The organism is Candidatus Omnitrophota bacterium (genome assembly GCA_040755155.1).
Lineage (GTDB): Bacteria > Hinthialibacterota > Hinthialibacteria > Hinthialibacterales > Hinthialibacteraceae > JBFMBP01.
The window spans coordinates 34,909-56,780 of record JBFMBP010000104.1 but is presented as its reverse complement, the minus strand read 5'-3'; the positions used below and the strand labels follow the sequence as shown (position 1 = coordinate 56,780).

Genomic DNA, 21,872 nt, shown 5'->3' with positions numbered 1-21,872 from the left:
TGTGATTATAAAACCTACTCAAATAGGGCGCGGAGAGCGAGTTACACCCTTTTGAATTTAATGATGGGCCGAGTCTCTCGGCCCATCTATTTTTCGTCAATTGACTTCATTTCAGCTAAACCTCAGCGCCTCCACGGGAACCAGCCGCGACGCCCGCACGGCGGGGTAGATCGACGCGAGAAAACTTACAACCGTCGTATATAGGGATACGCTGAGAAAATCCGAAAACTCCATATCGCAGGGCAAATATTTCAAGTAATAAATCATACCCCCGCCGGGAAGTTCCAATTGAAACGTTTGGATGAATTTGCAGATTGCGTATCCTCCCCCCACTCCCAACAAGGTCCCCAGCGCGCCCACGATCAATCCCAAAAGGAGAAATATGAACATCACGTTTCTCCGTCCCGCGCCAATAGCTCGCAATAAGCCGATGTCCCGCGTTTTCTCCGTTACAACCATGAAGAGCGTGGCGATGATGTTGAAGGTGGCGACAAGGATGATGATTTTCAAAATGTAATCCATCGTGCGCTTTTCGATCTCCAGCGCTTCGAAGAAGATGCTATTCATCTGCATCCACGTCTGGGCGAATCCGCCTTGCCGCACGCGCTCGCGGTTGATTTGGTCGACGGCGATTTGCGTCTCCAGCGTCTTTTCCCGGCTATGGTCGTTCAGCCAAAATTGGATTTGCGTGATTTTTCTGGGAATATTCAAAAGATATTGCGCGGCGGGGATGGAGATGCAGCACCAGGAAGAATCGAATTCGTAGTGGCCGGTGCTGAATACGCCCGCGATGCGAAAAATCTTCGCTTTCGTAGCGCTGGCGCCGAACGCATCGGTATTCTTGGGTACGGTGATCAACGTAAGCCTCTGACCGAGGATGCGCTCGCAGGATTTGCGTTTTGCTTCCATTTCCGTCGCGTCGTTCCCCGCCGTAGTCGCGACGCCGAATAGTTCGGCGGCCATTTCGATGCCGATGACGATGCCGGGCAATTCCTGAACGGCGGATTCCTGGTTGATTTTCATGGTTTGCGAAGAAGGCGCTTCCGGCTTATCGCGATCCAAGGCGGATAAATCGCCAACGATCATATTTTTCTTAAGGCCGCTAGCATCTGATTCGTAGCGAGGATCGATGCCAACGAAAAAGGGGAAAATCTCGCCGAATCCGGGATAATCGGTTGCGTAAACGACGCCGCGATAGATAATGGCGGGCGAACAAGCGGCGACGTTCTCCACCGTGGAAAACATCGGCATGTATTCTTCGTAATTCTCCAAAGCGTCGTAATTCAAAACCAGATGAGAACGCCCTTGCAGGATTTTCGCCCGTAGATCGTTGCCGAATCCGTTCATGACTGAGATGACGGTGATTAGAGAAGTCACGCCCAAAGCCACCCCGGCAATGCTGATCAACGTAAGATGAAAAATGAACGTCGCCCCGCCTTGGGGACGAAGATAGCGTTTGGCGATGAACCATTCGTAGCGCATAAAAACCTGATCCAGCTTCCTATCTTGGCATTTCGCAGCCGAGAGTAAGAATGAAAATAGGCGGGATTCGGATTGGACGCGGCGCAGAATCCCTGTACCTTATCAACGAATCAGCCATATTCGCAGTATCATAGCACGAACGATTGCGGGACTAGAGACGCGGGGAAGCGGAGTTTCGATTCAAAAAAATAATGGAGAGATTTGCGAAAACGCCCGATGGCAAAATGGACTTTGGGGAAATCGATCGAGAAACGGCGGCGAAAATCAATCGGCAGACAGGAGTCATACGGCTGGAAAATGGCGATAACCGGTATGGAAAAATCCACATAGTAAAAAGACACGGAAAAGAAATTGTTAATGAGGGATATAAATCCGCTGAAGAATTCATTGGGGATGTAGCGAATAACTATACGAAAATATACGAAGGATGGAAAGGAGCGTTGATTTTACATAAAAGGAATGGCAGAGACAAACTCGCGATAATCATACTCAAGCCAAATGATGACGGTGGATTTTATTCCGTTGTCAGCGCTTTTGTATCGCGGGAAGGATATTTTCAAAAATATAAACTGCTTTGGGAAAGGGCGCAGTCCAATCGCCCCGTCGCCGGGGCCCCTAGCGCTATCTCGGGCCAAAGCAGTTTGTTGCTGAATACATCTAAAATTGTAACCGAATCGGCGATAGAAATCAAGAAAAAAACTTCCGAAGAACCGGGCCCGTTGTTTTGGAAGGAATCGGATGAATTTCCAGAACGTCCGATGGCAAAGTGGACTTTGGGGAAATTGACGAAAAGATAGGCGAAGCAATTCGAAGGAAAGCGGGGCTAATTCGACTTGAAAATGGGAACGAGAAATTTGGAAAGAAACATATAGAAAATAAGCCTGCGCGTATAAACGCCATTTTAAACTCGGATTATAAATCGGTAGAAAATTTCATTCTTGATATTGCGGTAAAATTCAATCAAATATACGAAGGTAAAAACGATTCATTGATTATCGTAAAGAAAAATGGAAAGACAAAAATCGCTTATTTTGCTTGGAAGGAAAATCGGGAAAGAAGTTATTATTTGGTTTTAAGCGCGGCAATTGTGAGAAAGAATTATTTGAAAAATAAAAAACTGCTTTGGGAGGGCGCGAATTTCCCTCATTTCCAAGAGGAAATCCCTAACGCGGTCTCGGGCCAAAGCAATTTCCTATCTACAAATATAACCGAATCTATGATGGAAATCAAGAAAAAAACTTCTGAAGAGCCAATCGCGTCGTTTCTGTTGACGGCTAAGAGACTTGATCCAATAGATAAAGGATCGAGGATCACTTCTAAACAAATTCGAAAAACGCTTTGGATCGTATTGGCGCTGGGATTTCTTCTCCGGGTTTGGGGATTGGATTGCATCCCTCCCGCCTTGAATTCGGACGAGCTGCTGAAAGCCTTCGACGGCGCTTCCGTCTATCGCTCCGGCATGGATCACCACGGCCATCGTTGGCCTTTGTTTTTCCAGCAATCGGGCGAGTATAGTCCCCCGCTTTATATTTATTTCGCCGGATGCTTTTCCGCTCCCTTTGGCGTCAACGCTTATACGACGCGTCTGCCCTCCGCCGTCATGGGAACGTTGTCGATTTTGACGACGTATCTTTTCGTCCTGGAATTCGCGGGCGCCGAAACGGCCCTGATCGCCGCCGCCCTGACGGCGATATCTCCCTGGAACGTCCATTACAGCCGCATCGGCTGGGAAGCCGTCATGGAAGCGCCTGTACAATTGGCCGCCTTCTGGTTGTTTTTACGCTGGACGCGGACGCGGCGCTGGCGGGAGTTGGCGGCCTGTTGCTTCGTTTTCGCTCTGACGGTTTATACCTATCCCTCCGCGCGCTTATTCATTCCCCTCATGATGCTTGGTCTCCTCATTATTTATCGCCGAGAATGCAGCGAGCATCTTCTCCACTTATCCGTCGGCATTTTCGTATTCCTGGCGGCGCTTTTACCTTACATCTTATTTACATTTGCGCATTACGACGAAATGCAGGCGCGTTGGAAATTTCTCTCCGTCTTTCAGCGCGAAGACGGCTGGCGGCTTTTCTTGCTGCATTATTTGGAACATCTCTCTCCCTTGTTTCTCTTTTGGAAAGGTAATCCCAACTCGCTGCATTTATTGGGAGCAGGCGTCGCCTTGGCGGTTTTATTCCCCTTTTTCCTGGCTGGACTTTTTTTCATCGTAAAAAAAAGACTAATGCCGCATTTATTTCTCTTGTTCTGGCTGTTCGCTTTTGCCATTCCCTCCAGCATGACTTATGATCGTTATGATCTAAACAGTATGCCCAATCCCCTGCGCGCTATCTGCGGCTTGAATCTGATTGAAATCGTCAGCGCCATAGGAATCTTCTTTCTCCTAGGGAAAATATCGTCTCCACTTTGGCGGCTTTGGGCCAAAGCCGCCTTAGCCGCCGCCATCCTCGTCAATTTTTCTTTGACGGCGTACGATTATGTTTTCCGCTATCCCGCCTCCTCCGCGCCCTCCTGGCAATACGGACTGCGCGAAGCGGTGGAATTTTTGGAGAAGAACAATTCGGATTACGACCGCGTCATCGTTTCGCATAACGTCCGCCTGCATCCCGTAGCGTTGGCCGTCTTTTCCGGACGCGAGCCGGGACCGTTCTCCGGCGCCGATTATCCCAAGTATATCCTGCCGTTTTTTCATTACGTCCCCATCTACGGCGATTTTCGCCATAACGAATATCTGCGCTATCGCGGCGTCGATTACGGTTCCATCGCCCGTTGGCGCAACCTCGCTCCCGGCAAGAATCTCTACCTCGCCAAGGCGGGAGAAATCGACGGCGCAGCGCCGATTTTTCGGAATTTTTATCCTAATGGGGACGCGGCGTATGAGATATATTCCACGGATCGATGAGGGCGGGATTAGACTGGCTTAACGGCGACCACGATGGCGCGTTCGCTTTGCGGGGTATAGGTCTCGGCGCGGAAATTGCCATAGATCGCCTCCACCTTCAATCCCGCCCGCGAAACCAGCCAGGAAAGTTCGAAGCCGTTGAACAGCCAGGGATTGTAAAGATAACGCCGTTTGTGTCCTTGCGGGTCGCAAACCATGATCGAATTGTGCAAGCGGCGTTCGTTGTCGGTGATCGTCCGCTCTTCGCGCACCCGCAGTCCCGATTGCACCGATTCGTAGACTTTTTTCAAGCGCGGAGTGAGGTAATGGCGGTTCATTACGTCGATCAACGCTTTGCCTCCCGGATAAAGAACGCGGGCGAATTCTTCCAATACGGCGAGATTTTCTTTCTCGTTTTCGCCATAGCCGAAACTGCTGAAGAGGCATATCGCGTATTGAAAATAACAATCTTTGAAGGGAAGGGCTTGCATCAGTCCGCGCACGAAGCGGGGCGGGTATTGAACCGTCAGATTGATCGATTCCTTTTGCGCAATTCCCAAGAGATAGTTGGAAATATCGACGCCGTAAACGAGATGTCCCTGCCGCGCCAAATCCAGCGAATGCCGCCCCGCGCCGCAGGGAGCGTCTAAAATCGGCTCTCCTTCCCGCCATTTCAAGACTTCTTCGCACATGCGCAACTCTTGATGCGTCCGGCTGGGACTTGTCATGTCGCGGTAGATATCCAAGTAATCGGGGTTGTTGAAAAAGCGGAAGCACCAATCGTTTTTCGTTTTCATGAAGGGATTCGCTGGTTGTTTCGATATCGATTTCGCAATTGCAATCTTGACTGCTGACTATTTAGGGCGATGAGTCTATCATATTCGAGAAAAGAACGGTTTGCACGGGCGAAGCGTTCTGATATGATAATTTCGTTTGCATCATTATAGAGAAAGGCGAGATGGAAGACGATGATTAAGACGAAAACCATTCTGTTAAGCGTTCTATTCTTTGGAATAGGGGGAATCATGATGACGAATTGCGTCCTCGCGCAGGAACAAAAAGCGCCGCAGTGGGAAGTAATGATATGCAATTATCTTTTGAACCAGGTCAGCGACGAGAATACGTTTCAAGCCGCTAAAGACGCCGGCGTGAAGGCTATCGAGATTCAAGTCAATCCCGATTTGAGCTGCCCCAGCGCGATCGTCGATGGAAAGAAGCCCTATAGATTCGATACGCCCGCCCATGCGAAGCAAGTTAAGGAAGACGCCGCCAAATACGGTTTGAAAGTACCCGTCCTCTGCGCGCCGCTTTCCATTACAGCGGAAAAAAAGCCTGCGCCGAAATGGGCGTTGGATTTGATTAAAAACGCTCCAGAAGCGGGCGTCCGTTTCATCTATTTCCCCGTCGGCGCCAAGGACGTTCCCGACGATCAGTTCGTGGCCAATTCAATCGCTCTTTTCAAAGAACTGACGGCGCAAGGCAAAAAATCCGGCGTAACCATCGCCTTCGAAAATCTGCAATATTATTGGAACCGCATGGAGATTACGGGAAAAGTGCTCGCCGCCTTCAAGCCCGACGAATTGGGCTTATGCCTGGATCCCATCAATTTGTATTGGTACGGCTATCCCCGCTCCAAAGTCTACGAACTCGTCAAGGAATTGATACCGCGCGCCAGGCATTTTCACGCCAAAAACGTAGCCCATCCCGAAGACAAGCGCGAAACCCAGCGCGAACCAGGCTGGCAGTACGGTGAAAATTCCGTCCCTGTAGCCGGCGGCGATTTGAATTTCGGCCAAATTCTCGATTGGCTCCATCAATCCGGCTACCAAGGCGACGTCAGCATCGAAGACGATTCTCTCGGCCATTACCCAAAAGAGCAAAGAATCGCCGTTTTGCGCGGGGACGTGGAGTATCTGCGGTCGGTCATTTCGGCGCTGAAATAAATCTGGGAGTGCAGGCATCTTGCCTGCGGATTGAAATACTCATCCATAGACAGTGAATGGTCTTTATATCGGTTGCGTTTTTGAAGGGTAACAATATAAAATAAATCAAATTCCACGAAATCGCTCATCCCAGCCTTGAAAGGCTGGTTTATTACCACATGCCCCTTTAAAGGGGCAAACGAGAATAGCCCGCCGTTTCAACGGCGGGTTGAAGAGGGGATTTTTTGTGTTTTTCTTTTCATATCGCGTCTTCGTGATTCAATCGACGAGAGTAAGAGATTCCTTTGATTATTCATTGCGCGTAACATGACTTCTTAAGCAATTCTAAAACGCTCTATTCTTCACCGATAATAATCCACCCCCAGCGCCGCCAGCCGCTCTAAATGCGGCGTTATTCGTTTTTGGAAATTCTGCCAATCCAGCGCCTTCTCCGGCGTCCAGACGGTTTCGCTGTAGGCGCAGAGGCGCGGAAACGTTTGCTGGTCTACCTGTTCTTGCGGGGAATGCTCCGTCCATAAGGCGCATTCCGCTCCCAAAACATGCTTCGCTTCGTCCGGCGTCAATTCCGGCGGCGTGGCGCGGAAGGAATAGGTCTTCTCCATCGTCGTCAATATCATCCAGTCCGGCTTGGAGGAAACTTGCTTCTCCTCCTGGGGGTAATCGAAATAGACGAAGGGATTGGGAGAAGAGACGACGTCATGGCCCAACTTGGAAGCGGTTACGGCCCCGTCCATTCCCCGCCAGGATTGAACGATGGCGCTGGGCGGCAGTCCCCCGCCCTCCAAAATTTCATCCCAGCCGATCATACGGCGTCCCCGCGATGAAAGGAATTTCTCGATGCGGCGGATCAGGTAACTTTGCAACTCCGCTTCGCTTTTAAGATGCTCCTCTTGAATGCGTTTTTGGCAGAGAGGGCATTCTTGCCAATGATCTCTCGGCGCTTCGTCCCCGCCGATATGGATATAGGGCGAGGGAAAAATGTCGATGATTTCGTCTAGGACGCTTTCCAGAAAATCGAACGCGCCTTCTTTGCCCGCGCAGAAAACATTTTTAAAAACGCCCCATTCCGTGAGGACGGAAATCGATTGTCCGTCGCAGGCCAATTCGGGATAGCTGGCGATGGCGGCGGATGCGTGTCCGGGCATTTCGAATTCGGGAATGACTGTAATGAATCGGGCTTGAGCGTAGGCGATAATTTCCCGCAAGTCTTTCTTGGAATAATATCCGCCGTAGCGTTCGTTCCCTTCCATGCGATATGCGCCCACTTCCATCAGTTTGGGATGTTTTTCGATTTCGATCCGCCATCCCTGGTCATCGGTGAGATGCAGATGAAATACGTTCAATTTGTGATAGGCGAGAAGGTCGATATAGCGCAGCAGAAAATCCTTGGTCATAAAATGGCGGGCGCAATCCAATAACGCTCCGCGCCAGCGGTATTGCGGGCGATCTTCAATCTCGACGCCGGGAATGGCGCAAGATGCCGCCGCGGCGCCGCTTTTCTCGAACGAGGGCGGCAGCAACTGCCGCAGCGTCTGGACGGCGTAGAATAATCCCGCCGGACGATTGGCTCGCAGGAGGATCGTCTGCGTCGAGACCGTCAATTCGTATCCTTCTTCGCCCAGCGGTTCGTTCTTTTCCTCGATAGACAATACGATGCGCTTCGCATTCGCCGGGACGGCGTTGGCGGCTAGGACGGGAATCTCGCTTCCCAAGGCGTTCGATAACCATTCGCCCAACCATCCGCCGATCGCCGCGATATCCTCGCCGGACGAATCGAGTTGGATAACGGCGTTGCGATCTAGCGTAAAGGCGCCGCCGGTCTTTTTAAGGCTCATTGGTTGGGGAATGATGGAAATTTCTTCTTTCATTACATCTTCCTTTATCGTTTCTTGGTTTGCGCTTTCGGCGTTAATGCCTCCCAGCGCGGCTATTAAGATAGTCCATTGGATGAAGCGATTTCGCATGGTCTTCTCTTTCTTTCCGGCAGACGCCATACTCACGGCTATCTTTATCTGTCCCTATCCTGAATTTTCAGACATAATAATTTTGCAATTATTGCATGATATGCGATAGGAGTTTAGCCATCCTTTTCTCCTAGAAAAGCATCCCTCCCATGCCGAGGATCGCGGACGAATCGAATGGCGCAGATGAGAGTCAAGAGAGCGAAAAAGGAGGAGAGAAGAAACAAGCCGCGATAACCAATGTAGGGAACAAAAAATCCTCCCAATAAGCCAGACAGATAAAACGGCGCCAGCAGGGTATTGCTTAAGGCGTAATAGGTGGGATGGTCGCGCGAATCGGCGTATTCCATCGGCATGGTGATGAAGGTGATGATCTGGATGCTGCGGATGGCGCCCATGATAAGGAACACGCCGAAAAATACGGCTACGGATGGCGCCATCAAAGCGAGGATGTTTTGCGCAATGATAATCAGACAAAAGTAAATTGCGTTGATGCGATGGCCATAGCGGTCTACGATGGCGCCGAAGAGAAAAGCGAAAAAGATTTGGCCCAACATATAGCCGCTGGTGAAGCGGCCTGCGTAATACGGCGGCGCTTGAAAATGCTTGATGGCGTAAACCGAATAAAAGCCGAAGGAGATCATGGATAATAACATTCCCGCTTTGAGAACGAGAAACCAGCGGAAATCTTTATCTTGCCGCAAAATGCCGGGGATGTGTTTGCAATAATATTCCCTCATGCTTTCGTGCGGCCGGGCGGGAAGGGGAGATTCCTTGACGAAAGCCAAACTCGCGAGCGACGACATCCAAAAGAAATAAGTAATAAAGAATAGAAAAGAGAAATTATAGGGGAAGGGAAAAGAATCGATGACGTAAGCGGCGGCGATCCCTGCGGCGATTCCCAAAACTCCCGCTCCTTGCTGCCGCAGGGCGAAAAGCCGCCCGCGCCGCCGTTGGGGAACCGTGGAGGCTACGAAGGCGTTCCATGCGGGACCTATCGCGCCGCCCGCAAGAAAGGCGACGGCGACCAGCGCTAAAACGATCGGCGCGAATTTTCCGCTTTGATCGACGTTTCCCAACCATAACAGGAGTCCCAAAATCAGCCAGGGAAGCCGTTGCAGAAAAGCCCCGCACAACACAGTGAATTTCTTGCGCGGCAATCCGTCCATGATGGGCGACATCAGCAACTGCGGCAGCGCCTGGCCCAATTCCGTCAGGGCGAATACGCCGCCGATCGCCGCTTCCGATCCTCCCAGCCGGTAAATCAAAACGGAGAGCACGATTTCTGGCGAGGTGAACGCCAGCCCGCCCATGTATAGCGCTCCATCGAAAAAGTGCATGATAAAGTTGCGTTGATTATGATTGTTGGAAGGGCTAGGCGTTGGCGCCGAGGGCGCTCCATAGAGGGATGCGTTCATGGATGAATGATTTCCGGACAATTCGTTTCGCGCCGAGCTGCAAATTCTTATTCTTTATGTTAGGATGGCGCTATGGCGTAATCATTATATCTTAAGATCGGGAATGGAGTACCTTTGCGTATGTTTACTGTCACTTCCGTTCAAATGATATTCCGCGAAACTATCGAAGAAAATATCGAATGGATCGCTGCTACGATTAAAAACACGGCGAATAATGGCGCGGACGCCGTTCTCTTCCCCGAATGCGCCGTTACGGGTTACGTGTACGACTTCGCCCAGCTGACGCCTCGGACGATTCACGAAGCATTGCTTTATCTCTCACGCACCGTGAGTGAAGCGGGATGCAACGTCTTAGTAGGTTCGCCTACGTTTGAAGATGGCCGGTTGAAAAATTCCCTATTGATTTTCAACCGCAAGGGGAAGATTATTTTCCAATACTCCAAAATTCATCTCACTCCCGTCGATAAACAATATTTTACGCCCGGCGATAAGCTGGCGTTCTTTCATCTCGACCGCATCCCCTGCACGGCCATTATTTGCCACGAACGGCGCTATCCGGAATTGGTGCGGATTCCCGTCATGATGGGAGCGAAGATTCTGTTTCATCCCAATGCGGGATTGGACGATAAAGCGGTTTCCAAAGCCAAGCGCAAAGGCCGCGACGGCATTGCCGTTCGCGCTTTCGAGAACGCCATCTATTACGTCTTTTCCAATTCCGTGGGGCCGCAATGCGAAGGCAAGTGGTCGGCGGGCGATTCCAAGATCGTAGCGCCGGATTCCAGCGTGCTGGCGCTGGCGGACAACCGCAGCGAAACCGTAATCCAGGCTCAATTGGATCCGAACTTGGCGACGCGGCAATACGCCAAAGAAGCCCTGGAATTGCCCCATTTTCTGCAACCGTATTGGAAGGGAATGATCGAAGAATGCCAGAGAAGATTGAAATAAGTGACGAGTGAAACCAATCAATCTTGTGAAATCTTTTAAGCGTCGCGATTGAGACAGCAGTGTGAGGTTGCAGAACGAATGAAATTTCGAATTTATATTGATGAGGCGGGGAATTCGGATTTAGGGAGCTCGGACGATCCAAACCATCGGTTTTTGAGTTTGACCGGCGCGATAATTGAATTGGAGTACGTTGAGCGAACGCTTCATCCTCAAATGGAAAATCTGAAAGCTCGATATTTCGGTTCCCATCCCGATGAACCAGTCATTTTGCATAGGAAAGAAATGTTGAACGCCCATTTTCCTTTTCTGACGTTAAGGGATGAATCCACTCGGCAGCGTTTTAACGAGGAGTTGCTTCGGCTTTTGCAGGAATGGGACTATACCCTGCTTTCCGTTTGCATTGATAAGAAAAAGCATAAGGAAACGTATATAACGTGGAAATACGATCCTTATCATTATTGCCTTGCCGTTATGCTGGAACGCTTTGTTCTTTTCTTGGAGCGGAATAACGCCAAAGGGGACGCACTTGCGGAATCGAGAGGCGGAAAAGAAGACATCCGCTTGAAAGCGGCTTTTCTCCACTTATGGCGGGAAGGAACGGAATATATTTCTGCGGAAAGGTTTCAAAACGTTCTGAGCAGCAAGCAACTCAAGGTGAAATCCAAGGCGAATAATATCGCCGGATTGCAACTAGCCGATCTTTTAGCGCATCCAAGCCGCAATGAAATTCTTAACGAACACGGTGTTCTGGAAAAACCTTTGGGAGTATTCGCACAAAAAATTATTGTAATTTTACAAAGGAAATACGATAGGCAGGGAGAGCGTTTCTTTGGCAAAAAGTTCCTATAAATAAAAAGGACCCTTTCGGGTCCCGATGGTTTTATACCATCCACCTCCGGATAACCGGATTGACTAAAGTATATCAGAAAAAGAGCCTGTTCGTCAATAGATCGTAGAATGGGTGGCGTTGTTTGACCCGTCAATTTTATATTTATTCAAAAACCGAAAGGTAAAAAAAACGTGACCCATCCTGCTTTCTTTTTGAAAACAATTTCGAGCGTAAGGTTAAACGTACATAAGTTTTCCTTTAGGGAGTGGAATGGGACGGTTGAGTTCCCGCGCCGTTTCAATCCATTCGCGGATGACGGTTTCGGCGTTGGCGAGAGCTTCCTGATATGTCGCGCCGTCGGTTATACAGCCGGGGAGTTCGGGAACCTCGGTGATAAACGCCTGATCTTCTTCGCTCCAGTAAAGGATGATTTCGTATTTCATCATGGATTGATAATCCACCAATATTTTTAAAGGAAATTATACATTATTCTTTATCAAAGATAGTATCATTTCTTTCGGAGGTCAATTATGAAGCGGATTCTATCGCCCATCGTTCTTTCTTTCGTTTGTTGCTTCGCCGTCGTCTCCTCCGCCGAAGCGTTGGACTTTCCCGGCCCCGATCCTGGCCCGGCGCAAGTGGAAAGGCCAAACGGCGATTGGGCGCTCTCCAACACCGCGATATCTTGCGTCTGGAAACTTTCCGGTGGAAAAGCCGCTCCCGTCTGCGTTATCGATCGGCTGAACCAACAGACGCTGGATTTGAAAGGCGCCGAGCTGTTTCGCCTTATTTTGCAAGATGGCCGGACGCTCTCTGCTTCCGATATGGCGATAACCAGAGGCCCTGTAATTACCGAGTTGGAACCGGAACCGAAAGACTCCAACCTGGGGCATCGTTATCCAGGCCAGCAGCTAGCGGCGCTTCTGGTTTCGCCGGATAAAAATTTAGTCGTATCCTGGCGGGCGATCTTGCGCGACGGCGCCAACGCCATACGGCAGGAATTCGAGATGCAGACGCGGGATAAGGAATTGGCGATCAAGGAAATTCAACTTGTGGATTTGCTCGCCGAGCAGATGCAATCCGCTGGGACCGTCCCCGGTTCGCCGGTAACGGCGGGCAACTTGTTTTTCGCCTATGAACATCCTAATTCGATTATTTCTACATCCGACGTCCGGACTCGATGCGGATTGAAAATGGATATGGTTTTAAAACCGGGCGAAGTGATTTTGCAAACCTGCGCGGCGGGTTCGGCGCCCGAAGGGCAAATGCGGCGGGGATTTTTATATTACATCGAACGCGAGCGGGCGCATCCCCACCGCCCCTTTCTGCATTACAACGCATGGTACGACATCTGTTGGGACGGCAAGAAGATCGATGAAGCGGAATGCTTGAACGCCGTTGAATCCTTTGGGCGCGAGTTGACCGAAAAGCGGGGCGTGGCTCTAGCTTCCTACGTCTGGGACGACGGCTGGGACGATCCCAAAACCTTGTGGCGCGCGATCAAAGAAAACTTCCCCAACGGCTTCACTAAAATTCTGGCGGCGTCGCAACGTTATAAAAGTACGCTGGGCTTTTGGCTTTCTCCTTTCGGCGGATACGGCGAAGCGGCGAAAGATCGATACGCCTATGGCCGCCAGGAGGGATTCGAATTTAAAAACGATAAATTCTCGCTGGCTGGGCCAAAGTATTACGGGCGGTTTTTGGAAACGTGTTTGGAGATGATCGATAAGAACGGCTCCAATTTCTTCAAGTTCGACGGATTAACGCAAGACGTTTACGAGACGGAAGCCATGCTGCGGCTGACTCGGGAACTGCGCGAACGCAAGCCGGACCTTTTCATCAGCATCACGACGGGAACATGGCCGTCGCCCTATTGGCTTTGGTTCGGCGATTCCACCTGGCGCGGCGGCGGCGATATGGGCTTTTATGGCGAAGGTTCCAAGCGCGAGCAATGGATTACCTATCGCGATATGATTACTTTTCGCCAAGTGGTGCGTCCAGCGCCGCTCTATCCGTTGAATTCGCTCATGAACCAAGGCATCGCCCATGCTCGATTCGGATCTGCGTCGGAATGCGGCGATTCCCGCGAGGAATTCCGCCAGGAAATTCAATCCTTCTTCGCCTGCGGAACCTGCCTGCAGGAACTCTATATCACTCCGTCGATGATGAAGCCGGAAAATTGGGACGATTTGGCGGAAGCGGCGAAATGGTCGCAGGCTAACGCCGATGTTCTGGCCGACGTCCATTGGATCGGCGGCGATCCCGGCGCAGGCCAGCCCTACGGCTGGGCGTCCTGGTCGCAGCGGAAAGGGATTTTGGCTTTGCGCAATCCCGCGTCTAAAGCGCAAACCATTGCGGTGGATATCGCCCAAGCGTTTGAACTCCCCAATGGCGCGCCTTTGAAATATACGCTGAAAAGTCCGTGGAAAATGGATTCGGATAAACCAGCGCTTGCCTTATCGGCGGGAAAGCCGCAACCGTTCGAATTGGCGCCATTCGAGGTTCTTGTTTTCAACGCCGTTCCCGATGATTCCGGTAAATAACGCATCGGCGAAACGTTTCTTAGTCTGCTTGACGCTCTTGCCGAATGGGAAGCGATACGGTAAAGGCGCTGCCTTTACCGAGTTCGCTCTCGACGGATAAGGTTCCGCCGTGCTGTTCGATAATCCCTTGGGAAAGCGAAAGGCCGAGGCCTGTTCCTCCGCCGATGGGCTGCGTCGTGAAGAAGGGATCGAAGATTTTGGATAAATGTTCCGGCGCGATGCCTTTGCCATCGTCGCGGATCGTAACGATGATGGAATTTTCCTCGCTGCGGATATCGATCCAGATATGCCCCTTTTCCGCAATAGCCTGATCGGCGTTGCGAAGAATATGGAAGAAAACTTGGTCGATTTGCGCCGGAGAACAACGAATGGCCGGTATTTCTTCATAATTTTTATGAATTTCTATCCGATTTTTCATGCGATTCGCCAATAAAGCGAGAGCGGAATCCACCGACTCGCGCAGATCGTAAGAAGAATAATAATCCTTATCGATGCGGGAATATTGGCGCAGAGCTTCGACGATCTTGGAAATCCGCTTGGAGCCTTCTTGAAAAGACTCCAGAATCTTTTCGCTGTCTTCTCCGGCGAAATCCAAATCGGCATCTTGCCGCAGCGCTTCGATGTCAGTCTGAAGCGTCGAGGGAAGTTTAGTTTTTTGACTCGCAATGTAAGCGTCCAGACGTTTGTAAGATTGCAGGTATTCTTTCAACGGTTCGATATTGGATAAAATGAAATTGATGGGATTGTTGATTTCATGCGCTATGCCTCCCACCAATTGTCCCAATGAAGCCAGTTTCTCCGATCGGATCAACTGGCTTTGCGCCGTTTGCAATTGCAGGTAATTCCTCCACATCAAAAACAGTTGCGCGGCGATGAAGCCCGCCAAGAACACGAGGATGGCCGCTAGCCATATGCCTATCATAAATAAGGGGAGTTTGAAATAGGAAGGCAGCATTTCCCAAGCGCGTTGAATGTCGGGTGTAGTATTTTGACTCATCAACAGCGTCACAATCGCAAGCGGGATAATCGTAATCATAAAAGCCGCGATGGGAAAAACGAACCAAAACAAGTGACTGACAGGTAAACTTCTTATCCGTCTTTTGGCGAGATTGTCGCGATCTTCCATCGGAAAAGAGACGAATAGAAGACCTAGCAATGCATAGAAGGAGGATAATACGGCTAACGCAACATTGGGCGCGAAAAAGGCGAGATTATTGAAATAAAAAAGCATATTTCCAATTCCCCAAAACGCGCAGAACAAGGCGGATAAAGAGAGGGCTATCGTTAGGTTTTCCCCTAACGGGATATCGATCGCTTCATTAAAATTTTTTGATAATAAGAAAAATATCAAGAGAACAATTAAGACAAATGAGATGAATAATAAAGGATGAAATTGCGGCCATGCCATTATGGCGAAGACAAGAAAAAAGAAAGCGAGAAGGATTAAAAAAATACGATTCCGTGTGCGGGAGATATGATAAAAGGCATATCCGCTTCCAAAAACGAAGATTAGCGAAGGGAGGTCGATAAAATTGAGTAACTTGCCGCCTCCGGCTAAAATCGAGGCAATGATTAATCCACCAGATAAAGTGTTGCCAACCACTTCCGATATAGATAAACCCTCTATTGCGCCGTTATCGATAATCCTTTTAAAATAATCCGATTTCCAATTTTTTGATTCGAGATTTGACGAAAATCTGCGGATAAGAATAAGAGCAGGAATTGGGAGAAGCAGGCTGGCGAGGCTGGAATATAAGAATGTCAGTCCTATCAGAGCGATAGTCGGCCCTATGACGACGGGATCGGAGAGACTAGAGAGCATTTGGATGGCTCCGATTATGCTGCCCAAAGCGCCAGCGACGAGCAAGTTGCGGATTGCGCATTGCCAGAAATAATCTTGATGAGATTGCTCTTCTTTCGATTTAGGGCGACGTCCTGCATTTATGAATGCCGATATCATTTCTCCAATGGAAAAACGCGTAATCGTTTGGCTGAAACCGACGGCAAAAACAAAGTAAATGCTAGGATAATCGATAAATATCCCAACTCTATCAAATCCCATTAGAGGCAGCGAAAAATAACTGAGAATGAGACCGATCGTTAATAACAGAAACAAAAACGCAAGCAGGGCGGGGAATATCAGGCGGGTTTTGGATTCCACGATTTTCTATACCTTGCTGAGAAGAGATTTATATCTTCAATTTCTTCATGAATTACTTGTACCATATCTCCAATCATGACACTAGGCGTTTTTCGGCGCGAATGATATTTATGCGGATAAATATTGAAGCAATTGGGAGATGCGTTGGTCGTACGTATGCTCGCGCAGAACGCGGCGGTGCCCGCGCTCCGCGATGGCGCGGCGCTCGCCATCTCGTTCGAGATAATAATCGATCTTGCGGCGCAAGTCGTCCGCATCGCTCCAATAGACGGCTTCCACGGAAGGAAGGAAGTATTTCCCCGCCGCCGGCGCCCAATCCGAAAGCAAAAATCCGCCGGAAGCGGGAGCGTTGAAATCGCGTTGGTTCATACTGCCCCGGCATTGGATGCTGTGAATGTTAATGTTGATTTTCGCCGAGGCGAAAACATGCGGCAATTCTTTCACGGGATCTAAAGGTCCGAAGAACTTGTTGTGCAAGGGCGAATCCTTGAGCAGGATTTCCCAGCCCTCGTTGCCGTAGATGCGCAAATCGTAATCGGCCAAGGCTTCCATGATCCGCAACCGATAGAGGTTGTTCGCTTCCCAATATAAATAATGAGCCGTCTGGGGCGAGATTGTAATGCTCTTTCCCGGCGCGATGGGCATATCCAACGCCAGTTGTTGGAAGGTCTTCCAGCGCTGTTGCAATTTCAATTCGACTAGCCGGTCTACATAATCCGTCATTTCCGAGCTCAGCTGGCGGCGGCGATCGGATTGATCGACGATCCCGCCAACGAAGCATACGCCGCAGGCGAAGCGTTCGTCGAAGGTTCCCAATTCCTCGCGATCCGCCGCCAGCGGCAAGAAGCCGCATTCGGCGGGATGGAAGGATTGAATGTATTCCACATAAGTTTCGTCGAACGAAAAAACGTATTCCGTCTTATCTAAAGGACGATCGAGAAAAAAGGCGGGATCGTCGAGGAACCAGACGATCTTCTTTTGCGCCGCCGGACGCAAAGCGAGAGGAATTTCCAGGTAGGCGTAGAACTGCGCCGCCGTCTGGTTGATTAATAGAACCCACTCGCTGGGATGATTCAGATAATGGTTCCTCAATACGGCTTTGGAACCGGGATCCAATAGCGGCGCTTCCGCCAGAGAGGTTTCCCAGCCTCGGCGGCTTAACGCGCCGAAGAGGCGGCGCTTGAATAGGCCGTATCCCCGGTCGGCGTCGTCGGAGTAAGTCCAGATCGATGGCACGGGCGCTTTCCTTTCCGCGAAAGATCGATGCGCGGAGCCAAAAGATTCATGACTTGGGTTTCATAAAAGGATTCGCTATACTTCCTTCACGGCATCTTTGAATTTTCGATCGATAATCAATCCTAGAAAAGGCGAATGAACAATATATTGTGATCTCACTGTCCACGAAGATATTCGATTTCTTAGCTTCCATCAAACTCGCTATTATTCTTCTCCTTCTTTTTGCGGCGATTCTCGGCTGGGCGACGTTCTACGAGTCCAGCGCGGGAACTGACCAGGCGCAGGAATATATTTATAAGACATGGTGGTTCGATCTTTATCTTTTTTTTCTGGGCGTCAACGTCATTTTCTCGGCGGTCAGCCGCTTTCCCTGGAAAAAAAGACATACGGGCTTCGTCATCACGCATATCGGCATCGTCATAATTCTCCTCGGTTCCGTGGTTACGCGAAAATTCGGAATTGAAGGCCAATTGATTCTGAGCGAGGGGGAATCGTCGAACGAAATTCTCGTCGATCATACTGTCTTGGCTGTTTCGATTCCACGCCTGAACGTCCGGCAGACGTTCGATCCTTGGTTTCTCGATAAGCCGCTGCCGCCGGGCAAGGAAATTCGCTATCCGGTCGGCGATACGGGCGTCGTATGCTACGTCGATCGTTATTTTTCCAATCCTCAATCCGTTCTGCGCGTAACCGGCGGCGGACCCGCCGGACAATACGGCGCGCATATCTCCATCTTTCAGGAGGGCGCCGCTCAAGCGGCTCTGGAAGAATGGCTATTGGCCGATCATGCCAGCATGGGAACGTTGAACTTGATGAGCGCCAAGGTGACTTTCCATAAAGCCGCTTCGGCGGAAGACCTGCAAAATCGCCTAGCGCCTCCTGCGCCAGGCCAGGCGGCCAACCAGATTGACCTTATCGTCGACGATCAAGGAATACTGCATTACCGGGCGATGAACGCTAATGTTCAATGCGCAACCGGCGAAGTGGAAAAGGGCGGTTCGTTCGCCACGACCTGGAGCGATTTCAAAATGCGGATCGACGATTGGCTGCCCGGCGCGAAAGCCGTCCAGGAGATCGTGGACGGCGGAATGAATGGGTCTGGACAACATAACAATCCATTGATTCATGTCCGCTTGGAAAACAAGGGAGAAGCCGCGCAAAAATACGTCTCGTTCGATGCTCCCGAAACGCTGGCCGCCGGCGGCGAAATCTGTACGGTGGAATTTGGCCGGGAACGTTTCCCGATGGGCTTCTCGATCCAATTGGTCGATTTCGAAGCCCCGCGCTATCCCGGCACCAACCGCCCCGCCAGTTTTCAAAGTAAAGTAAAACTCATCGACGCCCCGAATCGTATCGACCGGGAACAGTTGATCTATATGAACAATCCCTTGGGCTATAACCAATTTCTCGTTTATCAATCCAGCTATATCGAAGGCCAAAACGGCGAGGCGGACGTGTCGGTTTTCAGCGTGGCGCGTGCGCCGGGAACGCCGATTATTTACTTCGGCTCCATTGTCTTGATTTTGGGAATGATTCTCATCTTCGGTTCGAAAACATACGGCGCCCGAAAAGCCGTCGTTTTTCAGGATTGAATACTCCCATCGGAAAATATCATCCTAAATGCAGCGATTGCGTCAATCCAATTTTTCGAATTTCCTATTTCTTCTTCAAGGAGAAAATAACGTGCGAAAATATGTATTCTTTGTTTTTATATTGTTACTAAGCGCTCTTTCTCTATCCGCCGTTGAACCGCCGACCAGCTTCGACTTCAGCGTTGTCCGCGATATCGCGGTTTTGGATGGAGGACGATACAAGCCGCTGGATACGTTCGCGGGCGAATCGATGAAAACGTTGACCGGACGCTGGAAATATCATGGGGCGGATCATATGGGGATGCTGCTTTCCCTGCTGGCGCAGCCGGATTGGGCGAACGAAAAACTGATCCGCCTCGATTATCGTCCGCTCAAAGAAACGTTGGGACTCGCGAGTCAAGAGACATTCTTTTCCTACAGCGAATTGTCGGCCAATCCTCATTTTCAGCAATGGGCCGACCGCGTAATCCAAAAAAGCAGCGCCGATCAAAAGTTGAATCGCCTGGAAGAGGAAATTGGCGCCCTCATGCATCAGCTCAATCTCTTTCAAGACATCGTCAAAGGCGAGGCGGCCCATATCGTCCCCCCGCCTCCAGGATCGCCCCAGAACTCCGATTGGCTGCCTATAGTTAGCGCAATGAGTTATACCCAAGAGACGCAAGATTCTCTAAAGCAAGCGTATCGGAATCTATTGGCGGCGGTGCGCACGCACGATTCGAAAGCCTTCGCGCAGGCGGGGCGCGATTTGAAAGCCCAACTCGCCAGACTCAATCCGGCCAGCTATCCTTCGCTTGAAGATTTGCAGCGGGAAATCTATTTCAATCGTTCCCGGCCGTTTTTGAACGCATGGATATTCTATTTATTGGCGTTTTTGATGTTACTCACATCCTTCTTTTATACCCATAGGATTTTATATTGGGCGTCTTTCGCCGTCTTCGATATAGGATTTATCTATCATTCGCTCGGCCTCATTCTGCGCAGTTTGATTTCCGGAAGAGCGCCGGTTTCCAACATGTACGAGTCGGTGATCTTCGTCGGCTGGGGAATCATCCTGTTCGCTCTCGTTTTCGAGGCGATCTATCGCCGCCGTTGGTTCATTGCTTGCGCTTCTTTCTTGGGAGTGTGCACGTTGATTTTGGCGGACATCCTGCCTTTCGATTCGAATATCGAACCGCTGGTTCCCGTATTGCGGAATAATTACTGGTTGATCGTCCATGTTTTGACCATCACCATCAGCTACAGCGCTTTCGCGCTGGCGATGGGATTGGCGCATATCGTTATGGCGATCTATTTTTATTTCCCGCAAAGGAAAGCGTTGCTAAAAGAACTGAATCTTTTTATCTATCGCGTGCTCCAGGCAGGCGTCGTGCTTTTGGCCGCCGGAACCATATTGGGCGGCGTTTGGGCTGCTGAATCCTGGGGCCGCTTTTGGGGTTGGGATCCCAAGGAGACCTGGGCGTTGATTTCGCTGTTGGGCTATATGGTCATTCTTCACGCTCGATCCATCAACTGGCTGCGCGATTTTGGAACCGCCGTGGGCGCCATTCTCGGTTTTTGGTTGATCTTGATGACCTGGTACGGCGTCAATTTCGTTCTGGCCTCCGGTTTGCATAGCTACGGCTTCGGTTCTGGCGGCGGAATGTATGTTCTCATCTACTTGGGATTGGAACTGCTCTTCCTCGTTCTTGCAGGATGGAAATATAGATTATTTCAAAACGAGGAAATGAATCGAATCGCCGCCAGCGCAACGGCGAAATAATCTCGATGCTGCTGTTAGCGGCAGAGTGGGTTGAAAGCGACGCGCAGCCCGCCGCATCCTTTAGGATGATTGGCATAATATCGGAAACGCCATGCGGCGTTCTCCGCTTCCCGCGTCCCATTCTATCGCGATCGCCGCTCCGCCGTCCATCAATCGCTCCATCCGGCAGCGGATTCGTTTCGGCGCCGCGTCGCAACGGCTATGGACGGTTCGAGATTCCGTTAACGGATGCACCGCCGATTCTGGGTATCCGAACCAGAATTCCAATCGTGAAATCTCCCCCCAATCGGAAGCGATTTCCACAAGGCGGGATTCCGTAATCGCGCTGGCTTCTTGCAATAACGGCAGAAAATCCCAGACGCCTCTTCGCAGTCCAATCCAAGCATTTCGCTTGATCTCTAAAATGATCTCGCTCTTGCGGACGCCTTCCAACAGCCGGGCGCAGGCGATGAGCCTCTCGCCGTCTTGCAGGATCGAAGGTTGGTTGAGAACGCAGCCGATTTCCTTATGAACTTGCCGCATTCGCGATTCCGCATGTTCGCTGTCCGCGTCGCGGCATTGCCATAACAACTCGGCGCGCAGGATATTCGCTTCTGCTTCCACCCGCACCAGCGACGTTTCTGTCAGATGTTCCCGTTCGCGAAAAACGGAATAATAACCGCTCTTCTCCGGCGCGCTCCATGCTTCTCCCATCGCTAACAACGGCCCGCCGTCTGCAAGAAATACGGCTCCCGTCCATCCCGCCGCTTGAACGCTGTCCCGCAGCGGACGCGAAGCCTGCAGGGATGTTCCCGCTGGAAGCAACAACGCCAGCCAATCGTCTTCGGCGGTTTCTCGCTTTTCCATAAAACGATGGAACAGGGGATATAAAGCGGCGCTTGCTCCCTCCGGCGCCATCGCATCTACGGCGGATGCGGGATGCGCTATCAACGGCCCCGCGTTCGTATCGCTGAGCCACTCGACGGCGTCGTCATGCTCTATGCCGCGCCAACTATCGTCAATAACGCCCCAACCGCCTTTATCGTCGGCCCATGCGGGAGGAACCGGACAAAGATCGATGACGGCGGCGGACATGAAGATTCATCCTAACATAGTAAGCGGTGGGCTGCGCTTCGCTTTGAG

At 50.6% G+C, this 21,872-nt stretch carries 16 protein-coding genes; 8 read left to right on the top strand and 8 right to left on the bottom strand.

The window, feature by feature from the left end; translation table 11 throughout:
* Nucleotides 1-111: 111 nt before the first annotated feature.
* Nucleotides 112-1,482 carry an ABC transporter permease gene (locus AB1656_15970; GenBank protein ID MEW6236880.1) on the bottom strand — a complete coding sequence of 457 codons (1,371 nt, stop codon included), beginning with the start codon at nucleotides 1,480-1,482 and terminating at the stop codon, nucleotides 112-114.
* Nucleotides 1,483-1,922: 440 nt separating this feature from the next.
* Between AB1656_15970 and AB1656_15965 the strand changes: the two genes are divergently transcribed.
* The gene (locus tag AB1656_15965) at nucleotides 1,923-2,279 is read left to right on the top strand and encodes a hypothetical protein (GenBank protein MEW6236879.1); all 357 of its coding nucleotides are present in this window, start codon (nucleotides 1,923-1,925) and stop codon (nucleotides 2,277-2,279) included.
* Between the two features lie 470 nt (nucleotides 2,280-2,749).
* Entirely contained in the window at nucleotides 2,750-4,384 is a 1,635-nt protein-coding gene (locus AB1656_15960; GenBank protein ID MEW6236878.1) for a glycosyltransferase family 39 protein, read from the top strand.
* An 8-nt stretch (nucleotides 4,385-4,392) separates the two neighbouring features.
* Here the strand turns inward: AB1656_15960 and AB1656_15955 are convergent, their stop codons facing one another.
* Nucleotides 4,393-5,160, bottom strand: a complete 768-nt coding sequence (locus AB1656_15955) for a class I SAM-dependent methyltransferase (GenBank protein ID MEW6236877.1) — start codon at nucleotides 5,158-5,160, stop codon at nucleotides 4,393-4,395.
* A gap of 171 nt (nucleotides 5,161-5,331) precedes the next feature.
* Between AB1656_15955 and AB1656_15950 the strand changes: the two genes are divergently transcribed.
* Nucleotides 5,332-6,306: a sugar phosphate isomerase/epimerase family protein gene (locus AB1656_15950; protein ID MEW6236876.1), complete on the top strand. Its 975-nt coding sequence runs from the start codon at nucleotides 5,332-5,334 to the stop codon at nucleotides 6,304-6,306.
* 341 nt (nucleotides 6,307-6,647) lie between these two features.
* Here AB1656_15950 and AB1656_15945 read toward each other — a convergent pair whose 3' ends face one another.
* Both AB1656_15945 and AB1656_15940 read right to left on the bottom strand, forming a co-directional pair.
* Nucleotides 6,648-8,270 (bottom strand): beta-N-acetylhexosaminidase, encoded by a 1,623-nt coding sequence (locus AB1656_15945; GenBank protein MEW6236875.1) that lies wholly within the window; start codon nucleotides 8,268-8,270, stop codon nucleotides 6,648-6,650.
* A gap of 113 nt (nucleotides 8,271-8,383) precedes the next feature.
* The gene (locus AB1656_15940; GenBank protein MEW6236874.1) at nucleotides 8,384-9,685 is read right to left on the bottom strand and encodes an MFS transporter; all 1,302 of its coding nucleotides are present in this window, start codon (nucleotides 9,683-9,685) and stop codon (nucleotides 8,384-8,386) included.
* Between the two features lie 120 nt (nucleotides 9,686-9,805).
* On the opposite strand from AB1656_15940, the gene AB1656_15935 reads away from it, so the two are divergent.
* Nucleotides 9,806-10,630, top strand: coding sequence for a carbon-nitrogen hydrolase family protein (locus AB1656_15935; protein MEW6236873.1), 825 nt, complete (start codon nucleotides 9,806-9,808; stop codon nucleotides 10,628-10,630).
* 78 nt (nucleotides 10,631-10,708) lie between these two features.
* A complete protein-coding gene (locus AB1656_15930; protein MEW6236872.1) occupies nucleotides 10,709-11,479 on the top strand; it encodes a DUF3800 domain-containing protein in 771 nt (256 codons plus the stop codon).
* A 216-nt stretch (nucleotides 11,480-11,695) separates the two neighbouring features.
* Here AB1656_15930 and AB1656_15925 read toward each other — a convergent pair whose 3' ends face one another.
* On the bottom strand, nucleotides 11,696-11,905 hold the full coding sequence (locus tag AB1656_15925; GenBank protein MEW6236871.1) for a type II toxin-antitoxin system HicB family antitoxin: 210 nt from the start codon (nucleotides 11,903-11,905) through the stop codon (nucleotides 11,696-11,698).
* A gap of 84 nt (nucleotides 11,906-11,989) precedes the next feature.
* Between AB1656_15925 and AB1656_15920 the strand changes: the two genes are divergently transcribed.
* Nucleotides 11,990-14,002: an enterotoxin gene (locus AB1656_15920; protein ID MEW6236870.1), complete on the top strand. Its 2,013-nt coding sequence runs from the start codon at nucleotides 11,990-11,992 to the stop codon at nucleotides 14,000-14,002.
* Nucleotides 14,003-14,021: 19 nt separating this feature from the next.
* On the opposite strand, the gene AB1656_15915 is transcribed toward AB1656_15920, so the two are convergent.
* Together AB1656_15915 and AB1656_15910 are read right to left on the bottom strand one after the other, a co-directional pair.
* Nucleotides 14,022-15,233, bottom strand: a complete 1,212-nt coding sequence (locus AB1656_15915; protein MEW6236869.1) for an ATP-binding protein — start codon at nucleotides 15,231-15,233, stop codon at nucleotides 14,022-14,024.
* Nucleotides 15,234-16,271: 1,038 nt separating this feature from the next.
* Nucleotides 16,272-17,399, bottom strand: coding sequence for a glycosyltransferase (locus AB1656_15910; protein ID MEW6236868.1), 1,128 nt, complete (start codon nucleotides 17,397-17,399; stop codon nucleotides 16,272-16,274).
* 149 nt (nucleotides 17,400-17,548) lie between these two features.
* On the opposite strand from AB1656_15910, the gene AB1656_15905 reads away from it, so the two are divergent.
* On the top strand, nucleotides 17,549-18,991 hold the full coding sequence (locus AB1656_15905) for a cytochrome c biogenesis protein ResB (GenBank protein ID MEW6236867.1): 1,443 nt from the start codon (nucleotides 17,549-17,551) through the stop codon (nucleotides 18,989-18,991).
* Between the two features lie 91 nt (nucleotides 18,992-19,082).
* Entirely contained in the window at nucleotides 19,083-20,750 is a 1,668-nt protein-coding gene (ccsA, locus tag AB1656_15900) for a cytochrome c biogenesis protein CcsA (protein MEW6236866.1), read from the top strand.
* A 60-nt stretch (nucleotides 20,751-20,810) separates the two neighbouring features.
* On the opposite strand, the gene AB1656_15895 is transcribed toward ccsA, so the two are convergent.
* Entirely contained in the window at nucleotides 20,811-21,824 is a 1,014-nt protein-coding gene (locus AB1656_15895) for a hypothetical protein (protein ID MEW6236865.1), read from the bottom strand.
* Between the last annotated feature and the right edge of the window lie 48 nt (nucleotides 21,825-21,872).

Coding starts and splice junctions, on each gene's coding strand:
- AB1656_15920 (MEW6236870.1), top strand. CDS start 11,990: ATGAAGCGGATTCTATCGCCCATCGTTCTTTCTTTCGTTTGTTGCTTC.
- AB1656_15895 (MEW6236865.1), bottom strand. CDS start 21,824: ATGTCCGCCGCCGTCATCGATCTTTGTCCGGTTCCTCCCGCATGGGCC.
- AB1656_15970 (MEW6236880.1), bottom strand. CDS start 1,482: ATGCGCTACGAATGGTTCATCGCCAAACGCTATCTTCGTCCCCAAGGC.
- AB1656_15940 (MEW6236874.1), bottom strand. CDS start 9,685: ATGAACGCATCCCTCTATGGAGCGCCCTCGGCGCCAACGCCTAGCCCT.
- AB1656_15915 (MEW6236869.1), bottom strand. CDS start 15,233: ATGCTTTTTTATTTCAATAATCTCGCCTTTTTCGCGCCCAATGTTGCG.
- AB1656_15945 (MEW6236875.1), bottom strand. CDS start 8,270: ATGCGAAATCGCTTCATCCAATGGACTATCTTAATAGCCGCGCTGGGA.
- AB1656_15930 (MEW6236872.1), top strand. CDS start 10,709: ATGAAATTTCGAATTTATATTGATGAGGCGGGGAATTCGGATTTAGGG.
- AB1656_15955 (MEW6236877.1), bottom strand. CDS start 5,160: ATGAAAACGAAAAACGATTGGTGCTTCCGCTTTTTCAACAACCCCGAT.
- AB1656_15950 (MEW6236876.1), top strand. CDS start 5,332: ATGATTAAGACGAAAACCATTCTGTTAAGCGTTCTATTCTTTGGAATA.
- AB1656_15935 (MEW6236873.1), top strand. CDS start 9,806: ATGTTTACTGTCACTTCCGTTCAAATGATATTCCGCGAAACTATCGAA.
- AB1656_15925 (MEW6236871.1), bottom strand. CDS start 11,905: ATGATGAAATACGAAATCATCCTTTACTGGAGCGAAGAAGATCAGGCG.